Source organism: Kitasatospora acidiphila (assembly GCF_006636205.1).
GTDB classification, from domain to species: Bacteria; Actinomycetota; Actinomycetes; order Streptomycetales; family Streptomycetaceae; genus Kitasatospora; species Kitasatospora acidiphila.
On record NZ_VIGB01000003.1, the window covers coordinates 7,246,209 to 7,263,270 of the forward strand.

The window sequence follows — 17,062 nt, forward strand, 5'->3', positions numbered from 1 at the left end:
TCCGTCATTCGCCTTCCGGGCGGGGTGGCCAGGCGTCGGGGGAGAGGACTCCGGTGGCGTAGGCGCGGGCCACCAGGGCGGTGCGGTTGGGGACGTGCCAGCGGCGGGTCAGGCGGGTCAGGTGGTAGTTGACGCCGTCGACGGTCAGGTCGACCTCCCTGGCGATCTGGGCCGTGGTGGCGCCGCGGGCCGCCGCGGCGAGGATGCGCGCCTCGACCGGGCTGACCCGCTCGGTCGGCCGGGCCGCCGGTGCGGTGGCCGAAGGACCCGGGGTGCGCAGCCACAGCAGCAGCTTCGGGTCGTCGTCCGGCAGGTCGCTGACCGGCTCGATGGTCAGCTCGCCCCGGCGCTCGGTGCCGTCGGCGGCGGTCCACAGCACCTCGATCGGGTACTGGGAGCGGCGCTGCAGTCGGACGGCTTCCATGACCGGGCGCAGTGGTCTGCGGCCCTGCGGCCGGAGCAGCTCCAGGACCTTCCGCCCTCTCAAGTGACCCGGTAGTGCTCCTAGTTCGGCACCCATCGCCCGGTTGGCGACGTGGACGACGCCGACCGTGTCGCACACCGCGATGGGCAGCGGCAGATGGTCGAACAGCATCAGGAACCGGTTGCGCCAGAGGATCGCGAGCTCGCGCGGGTCCTCCGGGAGCGCCTGGCTCGGCGGCTCGCCCGCTTCAAGACCCATATCGGCATTCCGATCCTTGGTGCGTGCCACATCTGACGCCGTGTAGGCAAGAACCCCGCCGCCGCTGGCACTACAGAATCATGTAGTCCGGCGGGACGCCAAGCCGCCTCGGGAAGCTCAGAGTGGATAACGGCCGCCGACGGATCCACCCGTCCGCGCGGCACTGGTGATCTCCTACTGCGGAAGGCGACCCGCGTCATGACCGAGACCTTGCTAACCCCGCATGCCGTCAGCACCGACGGCCCGATCCCCGTGGTGGACGTCTCCCAGGCCGGCCCGGCCACCGCGCCGATCCTGCGCTTCATGGGGCTGGCCCGGCAGTACGGTCCGGCCTTCGTCCAGCGCATGCACGGGAACGACCTCGTGATGGTCAGCAGCCTGGAGCTGGCCACCGAGCTGGCGGACGAGCGGCGGTTCGCCAAGGGCATCGGAGCCGGTCTGCTGAACGTCCGGGAGTTCACCGGGGACGGCCTGTTCACCGCCTACAACGAGGAGCCCAACTGGCTCAAGGCCCATGACATCCTGATGCCGGCCTTCGCGCTCGGCTCGATGCACACCTTCCACCCGGTGATGCTGCGGGTCGCCCGCCGCCTGATCGATTCCTGGGACCGCCGGGCGGCCGCCGGTGAGCCCGTGGACGTGCCGGGCGACATGACCCGCATGACCCTGGACACCATCGGACTGGCCGGGTTCGGCTTCGACTTCGGCTCGTTCGAGAGCGCCGAACCGCACCCGTTCGTCGAGGGCATGGTGCGCTGCCTGGAGTGGGCGATGACGCGGATCTCCCGGGCGCCCGGCGTCGACTACTCCGAGCGGGACGAGGCGTTCCGGGCCGACGCCGACTACCTCGCCTCGGTGGTCGACGAGGTGATCGCCGCCCGCACCAAGGGTGCGACCGATGACGGAGGCCGGGACCACGTCCAGGACCTGCTGGGCCTGATGCTCGAGGCCACCCACCCGGCCGACGGCACCACGCTGGACCCGGAGAACATCCGCAACCAGGTGATCACCTTCCTGATCGCCGGCCACGAGACCACCTCCGGCATGCTCGCCTTCGCCCTCTACCACCTGGTCAAGCACCCGACCGCGCTCCGGCTGCTCCAGCAGGAGGTGGACGGGCTGTGGGGCGACCAGGCCGACCCGGACCCGTCGTACCAGGACATCGCCCGCCTGCGCTACACCCGCCAGGTGCTCCTGGAGACGCTGCGCCTGTGGCCGACCGCGCCGGCGTTCAGCCGGCAGGCCCACGAGGACACCCTGCTCGGCGGTCGGATCCCGCTGCGGGCCGGCCAGCCCGTGCTGGTGCTGACCCCGATGCTGCACCGCGACCCGGTCTGGGGCGACAACCCGGAGCTGTTCGACCCCGCCCGGTTCGACCCGGAGCTCGAGGCGGCCCGCTCCCCGCACGCGTTCAAGCCCTTCGGCACCGGCGAACGCGCCTGCATCGGACGGCAGTTCGCCCTGCACGAGGCCACCATGCTGCTCGCCATGCTGGTCCACCGCTACCGGCTGATCGACCACACCGACTACCAGCTGGCGATCAAACAGACCCTCACCATCAAGCCCGACGACTTCACCCTCACCCTGGCCCGGCGCACGCCCACCCCGGCACCGCGCACGCCCGTGGCCCACCCGGCGGCCGCCCAGGGCCAACCGGCCGACGACGCCGGCCTGCCCGCCCGGGTCCGCCAGGGCACCGGGGTGCTGCTCCTGCACGGCTCCAACTACGGCGCCTGCCGCGAGTTCACCCGGCAACTGGCCGACGCCGCCGCCGAGATCGGCTGCGACACCGCCGTCGCCCCGCTCGACGCGCACACCGGCGCGCTGCCCACCGACCGGACCGTGGTGATCACCGCGGCCTCGTACAACGGCCAACCCACGGACGACGCGGCGGCCTTCACCGGCTGGCTGGAGACCGCGGCCGAGGGCGCCGCGGACGGCGTGGACTACGCGGTACTCGGCGTCGGCGACCGCAACTGGGCCGCCACCTACCAGCGCATCCCCACCCTGATCGACGACCGGCTGGCCGCGCTCGGCGGCACCCGGCTGCTGGAGCGGACCGAGGCGGACGCCTCCGGCGACCTGGCCGGCACGGTGAAGGCGTTCACCGCCGCGCTGCGCACCGCCCTGCTGGAGCGCCACGGCGACCCCGACAGCACCACCACCGCACCCGAGCGCGACGGCTACCGGGTCACCGAGGTCACCGGCGGCCCGCTGGACGCGCTGGCGGCCCGGCACGGCATGACCGCGATGACCGTCACCTCGGTCGACACCCTCACCGACCCGGCCTACCCGAGGGTCAAGCGCCTGGTCCGGCTGGCGCTGCCGGACGGCGAGACCTACCGCACCGCCGACCACCTCACCGTGCTCCCCGCCAACGACCCCGCCCTGGTCGAGCGCGCCGCCCGGGTGCTGGGCGCCGACCCGGACACCCTGCTCAACATCGTCGCGCCTCGCCGCACCGGCCTGGCCGTCGACCGGCCGCTGACCGTGCGGGAGTTGCTCACCCACCAGGTCGAGCTGCAGGACCGCCCGACCGCCGACCGGCTGGCCACCCTGGCCGAGCTCAACCCCTGCCCGCCCGAGCGGGCCGCGCTGCGGGCGATAGCCGCCGACGACCCCGGACGCTGCTCGACCTCATCGAGGACCACCCGGCCCTGCGCGAGGCCCTGACCTGGCCCGTCCTGCTGGAGCTGCTGCCCCCGATCCGGCCGCGCCACTACTCGGTGTCGTCCTCGCCGACCGACGACCCGCACCGGATCGACCTGATGGTCTCCCTGCTCGAAGCCCCCGCCCGCTCGGGCCGCGGCACCTACCGCGGCACCGGCTCCGGCCACCTCGCGCGCATCCGGCCCGGTGACACCGTCCTCGCCCGGATCCAGCCCTGCCGCGAGGCGTTCCGGATCGGCCACCGCACCCCCGTGATCATGATCGCCGCCGGCACCGGGCTGGCGCCGTTCCGCGGCGCCATCGCCGACCGCCGCGCCCTGCTCGCCTCCGGAGCGCAACTGGCCCCGGCCCTCTGCTACTTCGGCTGCGACCGCCCGGACGCCGACTACCTGCACGCGGACGAGCTGCGCGCCGCCGAACTGGCGGGGGCGGTCTCGATGCGCCCGGCGTTCAGCGAAGCCCTGGCGAACGGGCTGCGTTTCGTGCAGCAGCGGATCGCGGCCGAGGGCGCGGAGGTGTGGCAACTGCTGCAGTCCGGCGCCGAGGTGTACGTCTGCGGAGACGGCGCCCGGATGGCCCCCGGCGTGCGGGACGCCTTCCAGGCGCTGTACCTGGAGCACACCCTGGGCGCCGACGAGGCCGCCGCCCGGCAGTGGCTCCAGGAACTGGTCGACCAGGGCCGGTACGTGGAGGACGTCTACGCCGGCTGACGGCCCCTGGCACCGAGCACCGGCCCTGCCGCATCGAGTCGCCGCACCTTCCCCGGCCGACCACCAGGCCGACAGGGCCGGTCCTGTCCCCCTCAGCTGCCCAAGCCGACGCCCCTAGCCGTTCGCCAGTCGGAACTCCTGGTTGCCGAACCGCACTTGGTCCCCGGCGCGGACCCGCACGGCGCCCGCGATCCGGTGCCCGTTCACATGCGTGCCGTTGGCCGAGCCGAGGTCGTACAGCACCCAGCCGTCGCCTTCGCGCCGCAGTTCGGCGTGGCGCCGGGAGACCGAGGAGTCCTGAAGTCGCAGTCCGGAGCCGGGAATCCGGCCGATGGTCAGCGTCCGGGCCCCGGCCTGCGGCAAGTTGAGGCCGGGCAGCCGCGCGGTGCGCCAGGCCCGGACGAGCCGCGCCCGGAACCCGGAGACCCGACCCACCGTCCGCAGCAGGAAGGTCTCCAGCGGCCGGCCGAGCGGGAGGCCGGCCAGCGCCGCGTCCAACTCGGCGCGGCTGGTGGCGTGCAGGACGAGTTCCATCCGGCCGAGGAAGGTGTCGTGCGACAGCCTGCCGCTGCTCGCACCGTCCCGCAGCACCTCGAGCGCCCGCTCCCGATCGGTCTCGGACGGCCGGACCTCGTACGTCGGGAACTCGGCAGGCCTCATGCGCCGATTGTCGGCGCCGTCGTGCCCGGCCGTCCAGCGTCCGGCCGCAGCTGTGGCAGTTCGAGGACACTACGGGCCCACCTGCCCGCTGCGGCCGCTCCGCCAAAGGTCAACATGGTTGACCTTTTTGCCCGCCACCCATACCGTCTTCGACGTCGCCCGCACCGTCACGCATCTCATCTACACCGGCGCGCTGACCCGCCATCCGAACCTGCGCATCATCCTCCCGCACGCGGGGGGAGCCGTGCCCGCGCTCGCCTGGCGGATCTCCGCCTTCGCCGCGCAGCCCGCGCTCACCCCCGGAGCGCACCTCAGCCCCGAGAGCGTCATGGCCCAACTGCGCGGCCTCTACTACGACGTGGCCCTCGGTGCGAACCCCCACTCGCTGTCCGCCCTGCTGGAGCTGGCCGACCCCGGGCACCTGCTGTTCGGCACGGACCACCCCTTCAGCCCCGAGCCCCTGATCACCGCCAACAGCCGTGGCCTGGCCGACTATCCGGGTTTCAGCGACCACACCCCGCGTGCCATCGCCGCCGACAACGCACTGCCGCTCTTCCCGCAGCTCGCCGCCCGCCTGGCACCGCTGACCGGGTGAGGTCAGCCGATGAGCCGACGGCCCCGCTCGAAGAAGGCCAGCAGGCCGTCCACACCGCCGAGTTCACCGACCGCGGCCGCCGCCCCGAACGGCGCGTTCCAGTACTTCCCCTGCTGCGGGACGGGCGGGCCGACGTAGGCGTACGGCTCCGCCTGGAACTCGTCGCCCGGGGAGACCCCGTAGTCGACCCCGGCCACGGTCACGGCGATGTCGAAGTGCTCTGGCCAGATGACCGGTTCCGTCCCGGGGAAGCCCAGGCGCAGCGCCGCATCGCCGACTGCGAAGGCATGCGCGAGCAGATGCGCCGACTGCGGCTCGGCCTCGATCACGTCGTCGGGGCCGACACCGGAGCCGCCCTGGTAGAGCCCTTCGGGCGCACCGGGCACCACCCCGATCGCGGCCCCCAGCGCGGCACAGCTGGTCCGCTCCAGGAAGAGGCGCTGCCCGGGCACCACCAGGTCCGCGCCGACGACCTGCACGTTCGGCTCGGTCACGGTGGCGAAGCCGCCGAGGGCGCAGCGCAGCCTGATCGTGCCGCTGCTGCGGAACTGCGGGCCCGCCATCACCAGCTCCGCGACGGCGTGCAGTGCGCGGCGGGTGCGAGCGAGCGATTCGATGTCCATGGCGACATGGTCGGACCCCGGACCCGGACACATACTGGAACCATGGCGAAGAACACCCGTCCGCCGCAGAGCCGCTCCTCCATCACGGTGAAGGGTCGAACCGTACGGTTGCGCACGATCGGAATGGCCGTCCTGGCGGTACTCGCCGTCTGGTTCATCGCGGCCAACACCGGCTCGGTCTCCGTCCGGCTCTGGGTCGCCACCGTGACGCTCCCGCTCTGGGCGGTCCTGACCGTGACACTGGCTACCGGGCTCGTGATCGGCTGGTTCCTGGCCCGCCGCGGGCCGAAGGGCGACCGGCCCCAGCGCTGAAACGGAGCCTCCTGCGGATTGCGCGTCCGCGCATCCGCAAACGGCTTCGTAGTTGCCCGTAGTGCGGTGTTAGAAATGACGCATGGTCGAATACGCCGACCGAATCCGGACCGTATCGAAGCAGTCGCCGAATGCGAAGAGGGGCCTTCGGAAGAAGTCCCGCAGCGTTGCCGGACAGGTATTCATGCTGCAGGTCGCGGTCGTGCTGCTGCTCGTCCTCGGGGCGATCCTGGCGCTGGTCCTCCAGGAGCGGAACTACAGCGACACGGAGGCCCGCAACCGGTCGGTGGCCGTCGCGGAGTCGTTCGCGCATGCGCCCGGGATCATTCCGGCGCTCGAGTCGCCCGACCCGTCGGCGATCCTGCAGCCGCTGACGGAGGCGGCGCGCGGACCGGCCGGCGTCGACTTCATCGTGATCATGAACACCCAGGGGATCCGCTACACGCACCCCATCCCGAGTGAGATCGGCAAGCACTTCGTCGGCACGATCGGTCCCTCCCTGGACGGCCATGTCTACACGGAGAGCGTGTACGGACCGCTCGGGCACGAGGTCCAGGCCATCGTTCCCGTCACCGCACCCGACGGGAAGGTCGTGGGCCTGGTGTCGGCCGGGCTCAAGGTCAACCACGTCACCACCGCCGGGAACCGGCAGCTGCCCGTCATCCTCGGGGCCGGCGCCGCCGCACTCGCGGTGGCCACGACCGGGACCGCCCTGGTGGCCAGGCGGCTGAAGCGGCAGACGCTCGGCTTGGGGCCGGAAGAGATGACCCGGATGTACGAGCACCACGACGCCGTGCTGCACGCGGTCCGGGAGGGCGTGGTCATCGTCGGGCAGGACGGGCGGCTGCTCCTGGCCAACGACGAGGCGAGGGAGCTGCTGGGACTGCCGGCCGATGCGGAGGGCCGGCACCTGGGCGAACTGCGGGACCTCGACCCGGACGCCGCGGAACTGCTGCTGTCCGGCAGGGTGGCCACGGACGAGGTGCTTCCGGCGGGCGGCCGGCTGCTCGTGGTGAACCAGCGGCCGACCGACCGCCACGGCGGCGGGATGGGAACGGTCGCGACGATCCGCGACTCCACCGAGCTCCTGGCGCTGTCCGGCAAGGCCGAGGTGGCGGGCAACCGCCTCGCGCTGCTCTACGAGGCAGGCGTCGGCATCGGCACGACCCTCGATGTGGTGCGCACGGCCGAGGAGCTGGCACGGGTCGCCGTTCCCGGCCTCGCGGACTTCGTCACCGTCGACCTCGCCGACCCCGTGCTGCAGGGCGACGAGCCCACCGGCACCGGGAAGGACCTGCGGCGCGTCACGGTCCACGGGATCCGCGAGGACGATCCCTTCTACCCGCGCGGCAGGCTGATCGCCTTCATCCCGTCCAGCCCCCAGGCCCGGGGCTTCGGCAGCGGGCGTTCGCAGGTGGTTCCCGACCTCTCGGCCGCTCCCGGTTGGCAGGCCCAGGACCCGGACTGGACCAGGCAGATCGTCGACTACGGGGTCCACTCACTCATCACCACTCCGCTGACGGCGCGCGGCATCATCCTGGGCGTCGCCAACTTCTGGCGGGCGCAGAAGCCCGAGCCGTTCGACGACGAGGACCTGGCGCTGGCCGAGGAACTGGCCGCACGGGCCGCCGTCAGCATCGACAACGCCCGCCGCTACACCCGTGAGCACGCCATGGCGGTCACGTTGCAGCGCAGCCTGCTGCCGCGCGCCCTCCCGGAGCAGAGTGCCCTCGGCGTCGCGCACCGCTACCTGCCCGCACAGTCGGGAGTCAGCGGCGACTGGTTCGACGTGATCCCCCTGCCCGGCAGCCGGGTCGCCCTCGTCGTGGGCGACGTCGTCGGCCACGGGCTGCACGCCGCGGCCACCATGGGCCGGCTGCGCACCGCCGTGCACAACTTCTCCACCCTCGACCTCCCGCCGGACGAGTTGCTCGGCTACCTCGACGAGCTGGTGGACCGCATCGACCAGGAGGAGACCGACAGCGGTACCGGCACCGGCGTCACCGGAGCCACCTGCCTGTACGCGATCTACGACCCGGTCTCCCGGCTCTGCAGCATCGCCCGGGCCGGACACCCCGCACCCGCGCTGCTCGGGCCGGACGGCAGCGTCGTCTTCCCGGAGCTCCCGATCGGCCCGCCGCTGGGTGCGGGCGGCGGGATGCCGTTCGAGACGGCGCAGGTCCACCTGGACGAAGGCACCCAGATCGTCCTGTACACCGACGGGCTGATCGAGGACCGCACCCGGGACTTCGACATCGGCATGGAGCTCATGCGCCAGGCGCTCTCCGGCCGCCAGGACCGGTCGCCCGAGGAGAACTGCCAGGCCCTGCTCGATGACCTGCTGCCGGCCCGCCAACAGGACGATGTGGCGCTGCTGATAGCGAAGACGCGGGTGCTCGGCGCGGAGCGGGTCGCCGATCGGGAGGTGCCGTTCGATCCGGCCGCCGTCGCCGACATCCGGGCGTGGACCGCCGCGAAGCTGGACGAATGGGGCCTGGCCGACCTGGAGTTCAGCACCGAGCTGATCCTCAGTGAACTGGTCACCAACGCCATCCGCTACGGCTCGCCGCCGGTGCGCCTGCGGCTGCTGCGTGATCGCGGCCTGACCTGCGAGGTGGCCGACGGCAGCAACACCTCTCCGCACCTGAGGTACGCGGCGACGATGGACGAGGGCGGCCGCGGGCTGTTCCTGGTGGCTCAGCTCACCAAGCGCTGGGGCACGAGGTACTCCCCGCAGGGCAAGATCATCTGGGCGGAGCAGTCGCTGCCCCCCTCGGCCACCGATTCGGACGAGAGCGGCTAGGAACGCGGCTCGCGGGGCGGGAACGGCCGTTCCCGCCCCGCGAGCCCGTCAGCGGTGCTGCCTCAGTACCCGATGCTCACCCCCCGCACCGTGTGCACGTCCGTGTAGCCGCCGGTGGCCCCGGAGAACCCGGTCAGCACATTGGCCGGCAGCGTGACGGGGGTGTCGATCACCTGCTTGCCGTCGATCGCCACCTGTAGGTGACCCGCCGGGGTGGTGGTCACGTCGACCGTGTGGGTGCCCTGGCGCAGCTGCGGCACGGTGGTCGAAGTCGCCGCGTACTGCAGGCGGTTGTTGACGGCGCCGGTGGCGACCGCGACGAAGTTGTTCGACGGGTCGCCGGTGTGCCTGATGGTGTCCAGCACCACGGCCACACCGGGCAGTCCGGCGTACCCCATGCCGCCGCCCGAGCCGCCGAGCGCGGTCGGGCCGGCCTTGGACGCGTCCAGCAGGACGAAGGCCAGGCCGTCGGCGCCGGTGCCGTTGCCGATCTGCGCGGTGAAGTGGGCGTGCAGGTTGGCGGAGGCGACCGGGGTGGCGGCGAACGCGCTGCCGGCCTGGTTGGCCACCGCCTGGGTGAGCACCAGGTCGGTGCCGGACATCGCGGCCGAGCCGTTGTAGGTCCAGCCGCCCAGGCCGGGCGGGGCCACCGCGTAGCCGTTGGCCTGGATGTTCACGTCGCGGACGGTGTGGATGTCGTCGAGCCCGCCGGTGCCGCCGGTGAAGGCGACCAGGGCGGCCGGCGGCAGCGTGGGCACGCTCGCGTTGAGCACCTGCACGCCGTCGACCGACGCCGTGAGGGTGGTGCCGCTGACCGAGACGGAGACCGCGTGCGGGCCGGAGCGCAGGTTCGGGACGTTGGTCGCGGTCTGCACGAAGCCGGTGCCGCCCTTGACCGTGATCGCCATGTAGTTGCCGGACGGTGCGCCGGTGGCCTTGAAGGTGTCCATGGTGACGGCCACGCCGGTCAGGCTCTGGTAGCCGAGCCCGCCGCCGGACCAGCCGAGCGACTTGGCCGTGTTGGCGGCCGGGTCCAGCAGCGCGAAGGTCTGGCCGTCGGCGCCGTTGCCGCCGCCGATCACCGAGGTGAAGCCGGCCGTCAGCCCGTCGGTCAGCACCGGTGTCGGGTAGACCGCGGAGCCGGCCTGGTGGGCCACGGCCTGGGTGAGCTGCAGGTCGGTGCCGGACAGCGCCGCCGAGCCGTTGAGCTGCCAGCCGCCCGCGCCCGGCGCCGGCACGGTCACCCGGGTGGGCGTGGTCGGCGCGGTGGCGGTCGCGGTCAGCGTGACGGGCTGCGGGCCGCGGCCGTCGTCGGAGGTGATCTGGTAGGTGCCGGTGACGGCGCCGACCGCCGTGGGCGTGACGCTGACGGTCTGGTGGATCACCTGCCCGGGGCCGAGCTGCTGGCCCTCGGCCACCGGTTTGATCGCCGCGAACGGGGCGGCCGGCGGGGCGGCTTTGGTGATGGTCAGCGGGATGTTGCCGGTGTTGCTGATGTCGAAGGACCGCAGGGCGGTCTGACCGACCAGCATCGAGCCGAAGTCGGTGCCGGACGGAGTGAGGGTGAGCACGGCCTGCCCGACCACCGCGCTGCCGGTCAGGTTCAGGGTGGCGGTGCCGCTCGTGCTGGTGACGGCGAGCGAACCGGTGTCGCTCCGGGCGGCGGTCGGGGCGTAGGACACCTGCACGATGAGCGACTGCTTGGGCTGCAGCACGGTCCCGGCCGGCGGCAGGTCACCGGTCTGGAACGGCGAGTCGGGCGCCGTGGTGGCCAAGACCGTCTCCGCGGTGCTGCCGGTGTTGGTGAAGGTCGCGCCCAGCGTCTTGGTGAGGCTGGTGGGCAGCTCGCCGAAGTCCAGGGCGGCCGGTGTGACGGTCAGCCCGGGGTGCAGGCCGTAGCCGCTCAGGCCCACGCTGAGCGTGCCGGCGTCGGTGGTGAGGGCCAGTTGGCCGATCGCGCCGGCAGGGCTGGTCGGGCTGAACGATACCGGCACGCTGAGGGTCTGACCCGCCGTCAGGGTCGTGGGGAGGACCGGATTCTGCGGCGCGGCGAAGGGCGCGCTGGCGGTCAGCGCCGAGACGGTGACGGTCCGGGTGGCGGTCACGGTCACCGTGCCGTTCGCGGTGCTGCCCACCGCCACGTCGCCGAAGTCCACGGCGGTGCCGCTCAGCGCGGCGCCGGACGGGCGGCCGAAGGCGAGCAGGTGGCCGTCCCGGGTGCCGACGAAGACCCGCCCGCTGTCGGTCGCGGGGACGGCGAACTTCGAGGCGGTGCCGATCGGCGCGGAGTAGCGCAGGTTCAGCACGCCGTTGACCGGCACCGCGTCGTAGGCGCGCAGCTGGCCGTTGGCGCCGTTGGCGCCGTCGCTGTACTCCACCCAGACCAGGGCGGTCGACGGGTCGGTCCCGCTGGAGGTGACGATCGGCGAGCCGGAGGAGTAGCCGAAGGTGCCGCTGCTGGTGCCGGTACTGGTCAGCGCGGGCTGGCCGGAGCCGGTGGTGCCGTAGGCCAGGGCCCGCAGCGGCGCGTTGCTGCCGACCGTGTAGATGAACGGGCTGGTGCCGCCGAAGGCCGCCGGGTGGCCCCAGACGCCCTCGAACGGCCCGCTGGTGCCGAGCACCGCGTCGGTGCCGTTCGGGCCCTGCGAGCGGCCGCCGAGGTTGTCGCGGTCGAGCAGGAAGATCCGGCCGTCCTTGCCGACCGTCACCATCAGGTGCGGATGGGCGGTGGTGCCGAAGGCCGGGCCGGGCAGGCCGATCGGGCCGCCGGAGCCGAAGTCGGTGTCGTTCTGGTCCAGCACGCTGGCGTTGGACGGGCTGAAGAAGTCCTGCGCGGACATCGAGCCGTCGCCGTTGACGCCGACCCGCACCAGCGACTCGGCGAGCTGGCCCGGCGGGCTGGTGCCGGGGCCGGGCGCGGGGGAGACGCCGTTCCCGGTGGTGACGAAGATCCGTCCGGCGCCGTCCGAGACCGGGCCGCCGCCGCTCTGCCAGATGCCGGCCTTGGCGCTGGACGAGGCGTCCTCGGTGGCCCACAGGGTGAGCGCCCGGCTGGTGGTGTTGATGCCGGCCAGGTAGCCGACGTAGTTGCCCAGGTCGCAGTGCGAACCGAAGGCCGCGTAGACCGTGCCGCCCATCAGCAGCAGGCCGGGGCGCTGCATCGCGTAGAGCGGGTCGAAGGTGCGGCCCGGGTTGTTGACCGGCGAGCCCTGCACGGTCACCGGCCAGCCGGGGCGCTCCGCGCCGGTGGTCGCGTCCATGGCGTGCACGTACCAGTGCGGGTGCGAGCTGTCCGGGCCGTCGTTGACCTTGGCGGTCAGGTAGACGGTGTTGGTGGCGCTGTCCACCACCGGGGTGCCGGTCACGCCGATGTTGGGCGTCAGGTCGCCGCAGCCGAGCACCGAGGCGGGCCACGGCGAGCCCAGGTCGCGGGACCAGGTGGTCGCGCCGCTGGCCGCCGCGACGCCGTAGACCTTGTCGTTCTCGGTGGCGACCACCACCGTGCCGCCGGTGACCACGGGTTGGGCGTAGACCTGGCCGTCGACGGCGGTGGAGAACTGCCGGCCGAAGTCGGAGCCGGCCACCTGGGAGGGCGTCAGGCCCGGCTCGTTCTGGTCCCAGCCGGTCCGCAGGGTGTCCTGCGAGGCGGTGGCCTCGTCGGCCACCGCCGGTGCGGCCAGGGAGAGTTGACCGGAGGTCAGGGCTATGCCGAGGAACAGCGCGCTGGCGAGTAAGGCACTCAGCGGGCGGGAGGGCGGTTTGGGCATGGGTGTCCCTTCTGGCGGAGCATCGGTGACGGGGTTATGGATGGACGGTGAAGGCGACCTCGGTGAACCGCGCCTGACCGGTGTTGCCACGGGACTTGAGCGCCAGCACGGCCGCCGCCGCACAGGCCGGGGCGGTCGAGTCGACGCTGAGCGGGCGCCAGCTGCTGCTGCCCGCAGGCAGCGGCGGCGACTCGTCCTCGCCCAGGTAGCTGCCGTTGCGGTCGAACCAGGTGATCGCGATGGTGCTGCGCCCGGTCGCGTGCACCCCGCGCGCCCAGGCGGTCAGCCGCACCCGCTGGCCGGCGGCGGTGGGCTGCTCGACCGGCTCCACCATGAAGGACGGGCTGCGCCCGGCACCGCCGGAGGTGCCGCTGAGCACGGCGCTGCCCGGCGTCCGGTGGCCGTCCTGCGAGTCCCAGAACGCCTGGGCGGCGGAGGCGTCGTGGGGGGTCCAGTCGTCGGGGGTGCCGTCCTGGCCGCCGGACAGGTCGCCGTTGAAGTCGGTGCCGATGCCCGGGCCGGTGAACTGGGCGCGCAGCGAGGCAGCCGCCGGCTTCTCGCTGCCGTCGGCCCGCAGCAGGCCGAAGTCCAGGTCCTCGGGGGCCCGGGAGGCGCCCTGCGGCACGTCGCCGGGGGAGATGTCCTGGAAGATCCAGGGCGCGGCGGCGGGCAGGCCGGCCGACCTGGCGGCCCACTCGACCGTGCGCAGGTACAGGTCCTGGGCGGCCTCGGCCTGGGCCTGCGCAGCGCCGTCGCCGGGGCCGGTGGCGGTGCCGGTCTCGCCGATGTAGAGCGGGGCCGGCGCGACGACCGCCTCGGCGGCCTCGAAGACCGCGCGGGCGTAGCCGGCCTCCCCGTAGTAGTGCAGGTCGTAGAAGTCGGGCGGGTCGTCGGCCAGCGCGTCGCGCAGCGCGGCCAGCCGGGCGACCGGGTCGGAGCCGGTCACCGAGACGGTCACCGGGATGCGGCCGGCGGCCTGGCGGACCACCGGCAGCTCGTGGCGCACCCAGTCGGCCGCCGCCCGGTCGCCGGGGTCCACCTCGTTCTTCAGCTCGACGAAGGCGATCCGCGGGTCGTCGCGGTACGGATCGAGCACCCCGTGCGCCCACCGGTCACTGCCGACCAGGTCGGGGTAGTCGTCCCACCAGTCGAACAGGGTGAGCTGGACGGCCAGGCTGTGCCGGGCCGCCAGCTCGATCGCCTGCCGTAGCTCGGCCAGCCGGGCCGGGTCCGGGGTGGGGTAGCCGAAGGTCTCCGCATGGACCATCAGCCGCACCGCGTTGGCGCCCAGCCCGTTGATCCGGGCGAAGTCCGAATCGATCCGGCCCGGATGCCAGTCCTGCCACATCCGGCTCCACGGCGCCTGCGCCGGGTAGTAGCTGAGCAGCTTGAGGCCGGCCAGCCGGGAGCGCGCGGCGAACTGCCGCGCGCTTGACCGCGGATCGGCGTCCGGGCCGGTGGCGGCCGCCTGCCACGGTGTGCAGGCGGGCACGGCGGTGGCATGCCGTGCCGCGCCGCCGCCGGTGCCGTCCGAGTCGGCGAAGTGCACCGCCAGCGCGGTCAGCAGCGCCACCACCAGAAGCAGCACCGGCCACCGCCGGCCCTTGGCGAATCTACGAGTCACCATTGCGCGGCCGGTCAGCCCTGCCGGGGGCGCCCCAGCGCGCGGTAGGTCCAGCCCGCCGCGCGCCAGCGGTCGGCGTCCAGGCAGCTGCGGCCGTCGACCACCCGCCGCTCCGCCACCAGGCTGCCGAGCCCGGCCGGGTCGAGGTCGAGGAACTCCTGCCACTCGGTCAGCAGCAGCACCACATGGGCGCCTTCGACGGCCTGCTGCGCCGAGCCGGCGTAGGAGAGGCCGGGGAAGGTGCGCTTGGCGTTGGCCATCGCCTGCGGGTCGTACACCCGCACATGGGCACCGGCCAGTTGCACGGCGGCGGCCACGTGCAGCGCGGGGGAGTCGCGCACGTCGTCCGACTCGGGCTTGAAGGCCGCGCCCAGCACGGCGACCCGCCGGCCGAGCAGCGAGCCGCCGGCCTGCTCCCGGGCCAGGTCCACGGTGCGCACCCGGCGGCGCATGTTGATCTCGTCGACCTCGCGCAGGAAGGTCAGCGCCTGGTCGGCGCCGAGCTCGCCGGCCCGGGCCATGAACGCCCTGATGTCCTTGGGCAGGCAGCCGCCGCCGAAGCCGAGCCCGGCGTTGAGGAACCGGCCGCCGATCCGCGGGTCGTAGGCCAGCGCGGCGGACAGCTGCGAGACATCGGCCCCGGCCGCCTCGCAGACCTCGGCCATCGCGTTGATGAACGAGATCTTGGTGGCCAGGAACGCGTTGGCGGCGGTCTTCACCAGCTCCGAGGTAGCGAAATCGGTGACCAGCAGCGGCACTCCGGCGTCCAGCAGCGGGGCGTAGACCTCCCGCAGGGTCTTCTCGGCCTGCCCGGAGGCGGTGCCGATCACCAGCCGGTCGGGCCGCAGCGTGTCGTCCACCGCGTGACCCTCGCGCAGGAACTCGGGATTCCAGGCCAGTTCGACGTCGGCCCCGGCCGGGGCCAGCTGCCGGATCCGCTCCGCGAGCGCGGCCGCGGTGCCCACCGGCACCGTCGACTTGCCCACCACCAGGCAGGGTTGGTCGAGCAGCGGTGCCAGGGTGTCGGTGGCGCCGTGCAGTTGGCTCAGGTCGGCGGCGTACTCGCCGTGCTTCTGCGGGGTGCCGACGCAGAGGAAGACCACCTGCGATCCGGCCACCGCACGGGCCGGGTCGGTGGTGAACTCCAGTCGGCCCGCAATGATCTGACGCTGCATCAGCTCGGCGAGGCCGGGCTCGTAGAACGGCACCTCACCGGCGGTCAGCCGCTCGATCTTGGCCTGGTCGGTGTCCAGCCCGACGACCTGGTGACCCAGCTCGGCCATGCAGGCCGCGTGGGTCGCGCCGAGGTAGCCGGTGCCGACGACAGTCATCCTCATCGCTGACTCACTTTCTGCGGGACGGGGGTCTGGTGGGCGCGACGGCGCGCCAGCACCTCGGTGAACAGGTCGAGCACCTGGGGAGCCACCACCTCGACGGTGAAGGCGGCGGCCCGCTCCCGGCCGCGGTCGCCGAACCGCGCGCGCTCCTGCGGATCGGCGAGCAGCCGGTCGATCGCGTCGGCCAGGGCCTGCGGATCGGACGGCGGCACCAGCAGGCCGGTGACGCCGTCCTCGACGACGTCCCGCAGCCCGCCGACGGCGGAGGCCACCACCGGGCGGCCGGCCAGCATCGCCTCCACGGCGACCTGCCCCAGCGGCTCCTCCCAGACCGAGGGCACCACCGCCACCGAGGCGCGCCGCCAGGCGGCCATCACCTGCGCGGACGGCACGTCGCGGACCACCGTCACCGCCGGGTCGTCGATCGCCGGCGTGTCGGCCCGTGGAGTGCCGATCAGCACCAGCGGCACCTTGTGCCGCAGCCGCCGGTGCGCCTCCAGCAGCACGTCGACACCCTTGTGCGGCCCGAGAGCCCCGACGAAGAGCAGATAGCCGTCCTCGGCCGGCAGGAAGTCGGGGCGGGGCGTGGTCTCGGCGAGCTCGGCGATGCCGCGCGGCACCATGCTGGGGATCACCCGCAGGTCGGTCTCGGGCAGCAGTGCCGCCTGGGAGGCCGTCGCCACGGCGGTGCTGATCGCGATGTAGGCGTCGGCCCGGCCGTGCAGCGCCCGGGAGGCGTGCAGGCCGCCGGCCAGCGCGACGCCCTTGACGGTGCCGTAGCCGGCCGCCGCGCACTTGACGCACTTGGCCAGCGCCGGGCCCGAACAGGGGCCGGTGTCCTGCTGGTTGGTCTTCTTGGCGCAGCTGAGCCCGTAGTCGTGCAGGGTCACCACGTGCCCGGGAGCCTCGGCCGCGCGGCGGAACAGCGGGAAGTACGAGTACTGCAGCCAGCTGTGGCTGTGCACGATGTCGGGCTTCAGCCGTCTGACCGCCGCCCGCAGCGCGGCCAGCGCCCCCGGGTCCGGCACGGTCGGGTGGAACGGGCGCGAGGCGTCCGCGTAGAGGCCCGACAGCCGCCCCGACCAGCTGGGCACCCGCTCGACCCGGACGCCGTCGATCACCTCGCTGGTGGGACGGTCGCCGATCCGCAGGGTCAGCACGGTCACCTCGTGGCCGTGCCGGACGAACTCGGTGGAGAGGGACTCGACATGGCGTTCCAGGCCGCCGATGGTCGGTCGGTAGAAGTCGGTGAGCTGGAGGATCCGCACGGGTGACGGCC

General features: G+C 73.3%; 10 protein-coding genes and 1 pseudogene. 4 read left to right on the top strand and 7 right to left on the bottom strand.

Translation table 11 applies throughout. The features are described from left to right. Positions 1 to 4 precede the first annotated feature (4 nt). Positions 5 to 682, bottom strand: a complete 678-nt coding sequence (locus tag E6W39_RS34285; RefSeq protein WP_141636787.1) for a PAS domain-containing protein — start codon at positions 680 to 682, stop codon at positions 5 to 7. 198 nt (positions 683 to 880) lie between these two features. On the opposite strand from E6W39_RS34285, the pseudogene E6W39_RS34290 reads away from it, so the two are divergent. Beyond that, positions 881 to 4,062, top strand: a pseudogene (locus tag E6W39_RS34290) (bifunctional cytochrome P450/NADPH--P450 reductase). Between the two features lie 114 nt (positions 4,063 to 4,176). On the opposite strand, the gene E6W39_RS34295 reads toward E6W39_RS34290, so the two are convergent. Further along, positions 4,177 to 4,722 (bottom strand): DUF1707 and FHA domain-containing protein, encoded by a 546-nt coding sequence (locus E6W39_RS34295; RefSeq protein WP_141636788.1) that lies wholly within the window; start codon positions 4,720 to 4,722, stop codon positions 4,177 to 4,179. A 127-nt stretch (positions 4,723 to 4,849) separates the two neighbouring features. Here E6W39_RS34295 and E6W39_RS34300 point away from each other — a divergent pair, with 127 nt between their 5' ends. Further along, complete coding sequence (locus tag E6W39_RS34300; protein WP_181799572.1) at positions 4,850 to 5,317, top strand: amidohydrolase family protein; 468 nt, start codon at positions 4,850 to 4,852, stop codon at positions 5,315 to 5,317. A gap of 2 nt (positions 5,318 to 5,319) precedes the next feature. Here E6W39_RS34300 and E6W39_RS34305 read toward each other — a convergent pair whose 3' ends face one another. Then, positions 5,320 to 5,940, bottom strand: coding sequence for a hypothetical protein (locus E6W39_RS34305; RefSeq protein WP_141636790.1), 621 nt, complete (start codon positions 5,938 to 5,940; stop codon positions 5,320 to 5,322). Positions 5,941 to 5,982: 42 nt separating this feature from the next. Between E6W39_RS34305 and E6W39_RS34310 the strand changes: the two genes are divergently transcribed. Further along, on the top strand, positions 5,983 to 6,252 hold the full coding sequence (locus E6W39_RS34310; protein WP_141636791.1) for a LapA family protein: 270 nt from the start codon (positions 5,983 to 5,985) through the stop codon (positions 6,250 to 6,252). A gap of 184 nt (positions 6,253 to 6,436) precedes the next feature. Continuing rightward, a complete protein-coding gene (locus E6W39_RS34315) occupies positions 6,437 to 9,055 on the top strand; it encodes a SpoIIE family protein phosphatase (RefSeq protein ID WP_228718497.1) in 2,619 nt (872 codons plus the stop codon). Between the two features lie 62 nt (positions 9,056 to 9,117). On the opposite strand, the gene E6W39_RS34320 is transcribed toward E6W39_RS34315, so the two are convergent. Genes E6W39_RS34320 through E6W39_RS34335 form a run of 4 tightly spaced genes read right to left on the bottom strand, consistent with a single transcriptional unit; the run spans position 9,118 to position 17,051 of the window. Next, positions 9,118 to 12,822, bottom strand: a complete 3,705-nt coding sequence (locus E6W39_RS34320) for a choice-of-anchor D domain-containing protein (RefSeq protein ID WP_141636793.1) — start codon at positions 12,820 to 12,822, stop codon at positions 9,118 to 9,120. A 34-nt stretch (positions 12,823 to 12,856) separates the two neighbouring features. After that, entirely contained in the window at positions 12,857 to 14,449 is a 1,593-nt protein-coding gene (locus E6W39_RS34325; protein ID WP_141636794.1) for a glycoside hydrolase 5 family protein, read from the bottom strand. Between the two features lie 11 nt (positions 14,450 to 14,460). After that, entirely contained in the window at positions 14,461 to 15,783 is a 1,323-nt protein-coding gene (locus E6W39_RS34330; RefSeq protein WP_141636795.1) for a UDP-glucose dehydrogenase family protein, read from the bottom strand. Further along, the gene (locus E6W39_RS34335; protein ID WP_141636796.1) at positions 15,780 to 17,051 is read right to left on the bottom strand and encodes a glycosyltransferase family 4 protein; all 1,272 of its coding nucleotides are present in this window, start codon (positions 17,049 to 17,051) and stop codon (positions 15,780 to 15,782) included. The genes E6W39_RS34330 and E6W39_RS34335 overlap by 4 nt, the downstream gene beginning before the upstream one ends. Positions 17,052 to 17,062 lie beyond the last annotated feature (11 nt).